General features: G+C 56.8%; 9 protein-coding genes and 1 pseudogene. 2 read left to right on the top strand and 8 right to left on the bottom strand.

The window, feature by feature from the left end; all coding sequences use genetic code 11:
- A pseudogene (locus EN857_RS32630) lies at window positions 1–185 on the top strand (hypothetical protein); the annotation flags it as partial.
- A gap of 32 nt (window positions 186–217) precedes the next feature.
- Here EN857_RS32630 and EN857_RS32625 read toward each other — a convergent pair.
- From EN857_RS32625 to EN857_RS32595, 7 genes are all read right to left on the bottom strand, one after another.
- The gene (locus tag EN857_RS32625; RefSeq protein WP_135859666.1) at window positions 218–769 is read right to left on the bottom strand and encodes a J domain-containing protein; all 552 of its coding nucleotides are present in this window, start codon (window positions 767–769) and stop codon (window positions 218–220) included.
- 437 nt (window positions 770–1,206) lie between these two features.
- The gene (locus EN857_RS32620) at window positions 1,207–1,413 is read right to left on the bottom strand and encodes a hypothetical protein (protein WP_135859665.1); all 207 of its coding nucleotides are present in this window, start codon (window positions 1,411–1,413) and stop codon (window positions 1,207–1,209) included.
- A gap of 129 nt (window positions 1,414–1,542) precedes the next feature.
- Window positions 1,543–1,728 (bottom strand): hypothetical protein, encoded by a 186-nt coding sequence (locus tag EN857_RS32615; RefSeq protein WP_135859664.1) that lies wholly within the window; start codon window positions 1,726–1,728, stop codon window positions 1,543–1,545.
- Between the two features lie 335 nt (window positions 1,729–2,063).
- A complete protein-coding gene (locus EN857_RS32610) occupies window positions 2,064–2,522 on the bottom strand; it encodes a MucR family transcriptional regulator (RefSeq protein ID WP_135859663.1) in 459 nt (152 codons plus the stop codon).
- 51 nt (window positions 2,523–2,573) lie between these two features.
- Window positions 2,574–3,569 (bottom strand): hypothetical protein, encoded by a 996-nt coding sequence (locus tag EN857_RS32605; RefSeq protein WP_135859662.1) that lies wholly within the window; start codon window positions 3,567–3,569, stop codon window positions 2,574–2,576.
- 135 nt (window positions 3,570–3,704) lie between these two features.
- A complete protein-coding gene (locus EN857_RS32600; protein ID WP_189521680.1) occupies window positions 3,705–4,211 on the bottom strand; it encodes an SLATT domain-containing protein in 507 nt (168 codons plus the stop codon).
- Window positions 4,172–5,068 (bottom strand): nucleotidyltransferase, encoded by an 897-nt coding sequence (locus EN857_RS32595; RefSeq protein WP_135859660.1) that lies wholly within the window; start codon window positions 5,066–5,068, stop codon window positions 4,172–4,174. The genes EN857_RS32600 and EN857_RS32595 overlap by 40 nt, the downstream gene beginning before the upstream one ends.
- 251 nt (window positions 5,069–5,319) lie before the next feature.
- On the opposite strand from EN857_RS32595, the gene EN857_RS35015 reads away from it, so the two are divergent.
- Window positions 5,320–5,628: a helix-turn-helix transcriptional regulator gene (locus EN857_RS35015; RefSeq protein WP_189521679.1), complete on the top strand. Its 309-nt coding sequence runs from the start codon at window positions 5,320–5,322 to the stop codon at window positions 5,626–5,628.
- Window positions 5,629–5,644: 16 nt separating this feature from the next.
- Here EN857_RS35015 and EN857_RS32585 read toward each other — a convergent pair whose 3' ends face one another.
- Window positions 5,645–6,835 carry a hypothetical protein gene (locus tag EN857_RS32585; RefSeq protein WP_135859658.1) on the bottom strand — a complete coding sequence of 397 codons (1,191 nt, stop codon included), beginning with the start codon at window positions 6,833–6,835 and terminating at the stop codon, window positions 5,645–5,647.
- Window positions 6,836–6,902: the final 67 nt, after the last annotated feature.

Here is a 6,902-nt window from a genome sequence, read left to right as displayed (position 1 = left end):
CGGGAGCGATTTATTTTCCCAAGCAGCAGGTCAACTATCTAGGCAATTTCTCCGGTAAGAACGGCTGCACGCAGGTGGTGGCCGACACCATCCAGTGGTCCGGCAATTCCAACATCAACCAGGACTGTTCGAGTCTGGGAATGAAAGACATTCCGGCGACCACCTCCATTCGATTGGTTGAGTAAGACTGAGCCGTATTCCTGGGCCTGGGCGACCACTATTGCACGTGCGAATGGTTTAGGAGCCTGGTTGCTGTGGTCGCTTCGCTAGAACGAGTCGCGTTGGCGCGGTCGATCCCTTCAACGGTGACGGCGAATGTACCGTTCTCGGTCCTGCCGATAAAGCCCTTGGCCTTGAGATACCAAAGATGGAACTCGAGGTGCTCGCGTGCGCAGCCTGATAAGCGTTCTAACTCTTCGTCGCCGATACCAGGATTGTTGACGTCTTGCCGGCGCTTCGCGCAAAGCAGCGAGAGCAATCTGGCCTGGACGATCGTGTCCTTCTCAACGACACGGGGGTCGCTGGCTTCATGAGCCAACTCACGGCTACGGCCCAGGTATTCCCCGTGGAGGATGTCGTACTGGGCGCGGCTCACAGGGTCTTTGAGCGCATTGTGCGCCTCTACGAGGTCGCTAAACCGCCGTTCATCACCGGTCTCCCGGTTGTCCGGGTGGTAGCGTTTCGCGAAGTAGCGGAATATTCGCTCTATAGTTTCTGGCGTCGCCCTCGGGCTGATCTCCAGCAGATCATAGTAATCAACAAATGTCATCGTGGCGCTTCCCCAAGCCACCCCTCAGATCAAAATCGCGCAAGTTCACGGCACAAACAAGCTGACGTGCGCTGCATTCCACCAGATAGGTTAACCGGGCGACGATGACCTCATTCCCCGGCTGAAATGTAACCGCTGCGGCGGGACGGCCGTAGGGGTACACGCCCGATACAAGGCCGGATGCCTACAGGGCGGCTAATCGACATCTACGCGGGCGGCCCAGCGGTCGGGGGTGTGGGGCCTTGGGGTTCGGCCGCCGGGCCTACCGGCAAACTGATGAGGGGGACGTTTGTCGGCGGCCGAATTATACGCCGATATAACGGGATATAGAATAGGCTCCGATCACCAGTCTCGCTGCCGGCAGCGAGTCGGCGCCAGCGACATCGACGCGTGACTCCCGGCGATTCGAGCGCAACAAAATTCAGTGGCGGGCGAATTTATTGGATAGAAGGTTTGGGTATGAATCTGGGCGATTGCAGATCATGGCCCAACCTTGTTGCCTGACCGGGCTTTAGTATGATCGGAACTACATCACCTTCCGCCGGGTAGAGGATGAGGACGACGCCCCCGACTGCTTCACTCATGGCTACCTCCCACTTGTCGATGGCGAGTACCTGCTTCTCCATCTTGATCTCGATAGCCATTGATTGCCCCCTTGTTCCCCATAGCCAGTATCGCGCAGAGGTTGTGGGAGCGCAAGCTTCGACCTCAGAGAGTGGTGGGTGATCGAGGCGAGGCGGCCTAGGCCCGCCGATAACGCGCTGGCGGATTTGTTAGAGTCCGATCGCGCCTTCCATCAAGAAGGCACCCAGGGCGCTCATCAGGGCTTCGGCGCTGTCCCTCTCGAGGTAAAGCTCGATCTCTTCGTTGTCTTCCGTGATTAGCAGCAACTTGCCTACCAGCGGGTTGTGCGAGATGACCACTATATCGTCATCCTGATAATCGGCTTCCCTGGCCATAGATCGATCCTTCTAATTGATCGCCCCAGCATGCAGCGGGCCGCAGAGAATAGCGCCAGATCGCGCTGGCCAGCATCGCTAGGCCGATCGCGGCGATGTAGAGCGGGACGAAGGACATAACACCCAGTAGAAAGAAGAACCGGCGACCGACGTATACTGTTGTTGGGGCGCATTGGGGTACTTGAAAACGTCGGCCGCCGGCCTCGGCGGGGGTGCGTCACGAATGACGCAGAGTCAGTTTTGGGTGTGATTAGATCACCCTCAATCAGATTGCCGGCTTATGGTGAACAAGCGGTTACTATCCACAGTTCGTGCAGCGGAGCGCTATACGGCAACTATGCCCGCGCCTTTCGCTTGGCTGGCGCCTTCTTCGCGGGTTTCGCTCCGGGCTTGCGACCGAGTCCGCTTGCCTTCGCCAGCGTGGATCGCTGAGCGGCGTAGCTCGGCGCCACCATCGGATAGTCCGACTTCAAGCCCCACTTTTCGCGGTATTCTTGGGGTGTAAGGCCATAGTGAACGGCGAGATGGCGCTTCAGTGATTTGAATTTTTGCCCGTCCTCAAGACAGATGATGTAGTCGGGGAATACTGATCTCTTCGGGTTGACGGCCGGAGTCTGGGCCGGCTTCTCCGGCTCAGCAGGCTGGCCAATTTTCGAAAGCGAAGAATTCACGCTCTGGATCAGGTCCGGTAACGAGGCAACTGGCACCGGATTGTTGCCAACGTAAGCGGATACAATCTCTGCGGTTAACTCGATCAGGTTCATGGTCTCGTCGGCCAAGGCTTTCTCCTTCATGGCAATCGAAGCTACGTAGCTTTTGGACGAGACCTAATCAACGGTCGACCTTTACCTCGTACAAATCCATCGAAGCATTCCCGAGCCGGCGTTGCCGATGAACACGTTGGGAGTATCCGCCAAAACTTCTTCAACTTGCTCGATAACAGCGTCCGGTACGCGGTCATTCGCCGGGCCGTAGTGCTCAGCCAAGATCCATCCAGCGGAACCACATCGGGCGAACGTAAGCAGTGCTCGTTGATGGCCCTCCCAGCGATAGAAGTACCGCTGGCCAGACAGAACCGATGCGACAGCTGCCGCGAATTCCTCGCCAGGCTTCCTCAGGCAATTCTTGAGAAGCTGCCCCGCCTCTCGGAGTTGGTCGGCCGTGGTGATCGGAATAAGCGCGCCGGCCTGCTCAAATGGTGGCTCAGGAAATTCTGTCAGGCTGAACAAGCTGGCGAGGATAGCTGCTGGTTGGCGACCCCGTGCGATGCATCGAACAAGTTGCTGCTCTTCGTGTATCGGTGCCAGCTTTGAGATCACCCACAGCAGCTCGACCATCGCCCGGACGGGTGTCTTACACTTCAGCAGCGCACGGATCGCTCGTTCTGGCGCTGGCAGACCAACGGCTGAAGCCAACACAATAAGCTCGTCATCGGTGATTTTTACCGACTGACAGAGGTGGCTCGCTAGCGGTCCACCTGTCGAAAGCACCTGATGGAGCGCAACATAGGCGTGTTTTGACCTTGCAAATGGTCCGAACTTGCCGAGCGCCGAGATCATGCCGGCAGGGCAACTCCCGAAGGCATCTGTCAGAATTTCCCGGGACTTGCCGAAGGTGAGATACCGGTAGGTTTCGGCGACATTTAGAATGGCCGTGCCATGGACAGCTAGCCATGCGTGCCAGGTGTGTCGCCGGGTATCTGCGGCGCGCAGGTACTCGCAGATGCGGTCATCTTGCCATATCGACCGAACTTGGGCGCTGTCGTGCTGCGCCAAAAGCACGATTACCGACTTCTCAGACCCATTGTGGTTGAGCAGTGAACTGATTCGATTGTGAGCCATGGCGGCTATCTCCTGATAGCGCGCCTTCGTCCCGATAACTTGTGTGGGCAACGGCTCAGAAAGGCCGTACGACTTTCTAGGGCGAAGGCCAGAAACAGCCGGGCAAAATTCAATCGGGATCGATCGATTCTGGGCTCAGGCATCATCCACGCTGAAGTCATAGTGGCCAGCGCTGATTTTCACCTGTGCTCGCTTGAAGGCCCATTCGGGGATCGTGACGCTCCCTGATCGCGCTGCATCGAGACGATCCATCAGGGCTTCAAGGCGTTTCTCAGCGGCATCAGGATCGGTCGGTGCATAAACCAGCGCTACGCGCCGAAAGGCGTCCTGCAGTGCTTTGAATTCCGCCGCCAGCGACTTGATTTGCTCGACGTGGATGTCGAGCTTTAACGCCTCTCGCAGGGCGGGAACTATTCCGGTGAGAAAGGCAAGGCCTGCAGCAAGCCATGCGTCTTCCTTAAAAACGGCGATGCCCGCTACAGAGGCGAGCACAACCGGCGTAAGGATGAAAAACCAATTCCACAGTCGGGCAAAGCGCAGCCAAATAAACAGGCTTGTGGAGGTATAAAGGCAGGATTCTTCCTGCCGCCGACACTCAACTGCTACAGCCCTGGCACGGGCTCCACGTGCTTTGGCACCCATAGCCCGAAGATCTTCTGCCATTCGTCACCTGCGTTGGCTATTTGATTCTGTTGCTCATGTACGCATGCTCGCACGGCCCTGTCTCTCGCGTTTTCTGCTCGGCTTTTCCAGTCGTCGCCGAGGGCCACAATTTCATCCGGCACCCAGAGATAGCCGTTGGCTCGTCCAACAAGCCAAGTGAAGAAGTCTCGCATTATCCAGTCGTAGTAGAAGTAGCCGTTCGACCGCCGCTGACATTGAGCCATGAATTCCGTCGCCAAGGCCTCTAAAAGGTACGACTTCAAAGGCACGTTGTTCTCGTGTTTCCACTTCTTCAGTATGCGAATGACTGACCGCAGGTTCCTTGCGCTGCCAACGTCTCCGGCTTCGATGTTGACGATTTCAGCGTGCGGGTTGGCGCTTTTGTAACTTCCGCCATTGTGCGTATCGCAGATGAAGTATCTACCGCCCTCGATCTGAAAACTAGGCACGACTTCGACCGCTATCGTGTTGAAGCCCACAACTACGACCTGACCGTCGCCACGGATATTGGTCTGCGGGTAAGGGGTGCTGAGTACGCCGCGAACTTCCTGAAGAAGCTGTGATTGTCGGTTGTTCTGTGCGTTCTGGAAACGATGGAAAACTTCAATTGGTAGGACATAGAAAAGGTCTATGTCGCGGGGTGGACGTGTGTTGGTTCCTTTTCCCCATGACCCTGCGAGAAAGGCATTGGCCGTCTCGTTATATCCGCCGTAATAGCGCTCATTAAGCGCCCCGACGATTCCCCTAACTTTCGTTCCGCCATCTTCAAGCTGAGTGTCCGTAAGCAATACATTGCTGTGCAGTTGACGAAATCGCGGCGTGACCCCAGCCCACATGAAATATCCTGGATGAAAAGAGCTACGTTACTTTCCACGACAAATGGTGAGTCATCGCCGACTTGCAAGGCACCGAATAATTTTTGGTGCTGATTTCTGAGGAGTTGAACCGCGCCCGAGCCATTTATCCCCAAAAAAATGCGCCTAAACGGCGAAAAACCAAGGAAAATTCGTCTCAAAACGCGCCGTTGTCGACAGTCGGTTGCTCGGGGATAGCGCCGCCCATCAGACACAACCTATGGAGAACGATTTTGGATGCTCGCGTCATCAAGGCGCTGGCTTGCGAGAGCAGGCTAAAGATACTGGATTTTCTGAACTGGCCGGACCTGTATTTTCCAGATGTTCCCGACGCGCGACAGACCGGCCTGACGAACAAGCTGATTTGCGGCCGGCTTGGCCTCACACAAGAGTCGGTCAGCCTGCACATGCGGTGGCTCACAGAAGCCAGGCTGGTTTCAGCAACGAAGGTCGGAACACGCGTGTTCTACAAGCGCGATGAGCCAGGGATTGACGAGGCGATCACCAGCCTGTGCGAACTTCTGCAAAGGCGAAGTGGCTAATCATGCCTCGACACAGCTAATGGCAGCACACCTTGCGAACGTAGGTGTTGCCGAAGGTCGCATAAGCGTCGTCGGGAATCGCACCTCTGGCCTTCATCTCCCTGACCAGACCCTTGGCCATCGGCTCGTCGAACGTTCTTTCCAAGGTGATCGCGAACCAGCCATTGGTGGCAAGATAGGCAGACAGAGGGATTGATGCAGAGCGCACATATGCCTCGGCTTCCGCGTAGTTGTCGAAGCTCTTGACTTGGATATGCCTCTTTCCGAATGGGCCGCTGTCGTATTGGTCGACGTGAACCCAGGTGTCATGCATATAGCCCACCTGATTACCGGTTTGGACTCGATACCAGCGACCACTGCTGCCAAGGATCGCCACCCAACTCCCGTTCCTCAGCACCGCGATATTCGCCGACTTTCCTTCCGGCAGCGCCTTCAGAGGTGCCGAACCTTTAGGGTGCCCGATACGACCTGAGCGGGCCTGCGGAATTACGAGCGACGGAGCGGTTGGTGACGGTGGAACAACTGAGGAAGGCGGAGCGGCAGCGGGCGAGGGCGCGGTGGGTTGCTGCTGAGGCATTGGCATCGAGGGCGGCACCTCGCTAGCAACCTGGCCATGGCCGGCTTCTGGCGTGAAGGTAACAACCCTGTATTTCACCATCTCGCTCATCGACAGATAGCGGATGTCGTTGCTGTCATATTGCAGCGAAAGCTGAAGCAGTGCCGGGTCGACACCCATCTCGATCATGTAGGTGATGACATCTGCGGTAATTTGCTGAACGGCGGAGACGGCTTCCTGGGTGGTTAGGGCAACATCGCCCTGGAACGACGACTTGTGAACGCCAATGGAGCCGGGGTCAGCGTAGCGGATGACGCCGCCCAGGAAAGCAAGCGAGCATGCGGAAGCGCATTCGACGGCCCTGAACTGGATCGTATTGATGCCTAGCCTGCGAATGAGGCGGCCGAGTTCCACAGCCTTTTGGATGTTGCCGCCCGGAGACGAGAATGTGACTGCAGTCGCCGCATTGGATCGCACCAGGTTCTCAAAGAGAGACAGGTCGTCCTGATAGGCGAAATCGCCTGATACCGTAATGTAGTGCAGCCCCCAGTCAGTCTGTCCGGCTTGGAATCGCAGGCCGGCGTGCGCCGGAGCGCCCAGCAAAATCGATGCGACAAACAACAGGACGCGAATGGAAAAGAAGCGAAACATGCCCAGAAACCCCAGACAGAAGTCTAGTGGCAGCTAGGCAACCCTGTCGAATCATTGTTTCGAAGTT

This window comes from Mesorhizobium sp. M4B.F.Ca.ET.214.01.1.1, from assembly GCF_004791545.1.
Taxonomy (GTDB): Bacteria; Pseudomonadota; Alphaproteobacteria; order Rhizobiales; family Rhizobiaceae; genus Mesorhizobium; species Mesorhizobium abyssinicae.
The sequence above is the reverse complement of the archived record's forward strand: the minus strand, read 5'-3'. Positions and strand labels throughout refer to the sequence as shown.

Excerpts from the sequence above, each read along its gene's own strand:
- EN857_RS32625 (WP_135859666.1), bottom strand. The coding sequence starts at position 769 with ATGACATTTGTTGATTACTATGATCTGCTGGAGATCAGCCCGAGGGCG.
- EN857_RS32620 (WP_135859665.1), bottom strand. The coding sequence starts at position 1,413 with ATGGCTATCGAGATCAAGATGGAGAAGCAGGTACTCGCCATCGACAAG.
- EN857_RS32615 (WP_135859664.1), bottom strand. The coding sequence starts at position 1,728 with ATGGCCAGGGAAGCCGATTATCAGGATGACGATATAGTGGTCATCTCG.
- EN857_RS32610 (WP_135859663.1), bottom strand. The coding sequence starts at position 2,522 with ATGAAGGAGAAAGCCTTGGCCGACGAGACCATGAACCTGATCGAGTTA.
- EN857_RS32605 (WP_135859662.1), bottom strand. The coding sequence starts at position 3,569 with ATGGCTCACAATCGAATCAGTTCACTGCTCAACCACAATGGGTCTGAG.
- EN857_RS32600 (WP_189521680.1), bottom strand. The coding sequence starts at position 4,211 with ATGGGTGCCAAAGCACGTGGAGCCCGTGCCAGGGCTGTAGCAGTTGAG.
- EN857_RS32595 (WP_135859660.1), bottom strand. The coding sequence starts at position 5,068 with ATGTGGGCTGGGGTCACGCCGCGATTTCGTCAACTGCACAGCAATGTA.
- EN857_RS32585 (WP_135859658.1), bottom strand. The coding sequence starts at position 6,835 with ATGTTTCGCTTCTTTTCCATTCGCGTCCTGTTGTTTGTCGCATCGATT.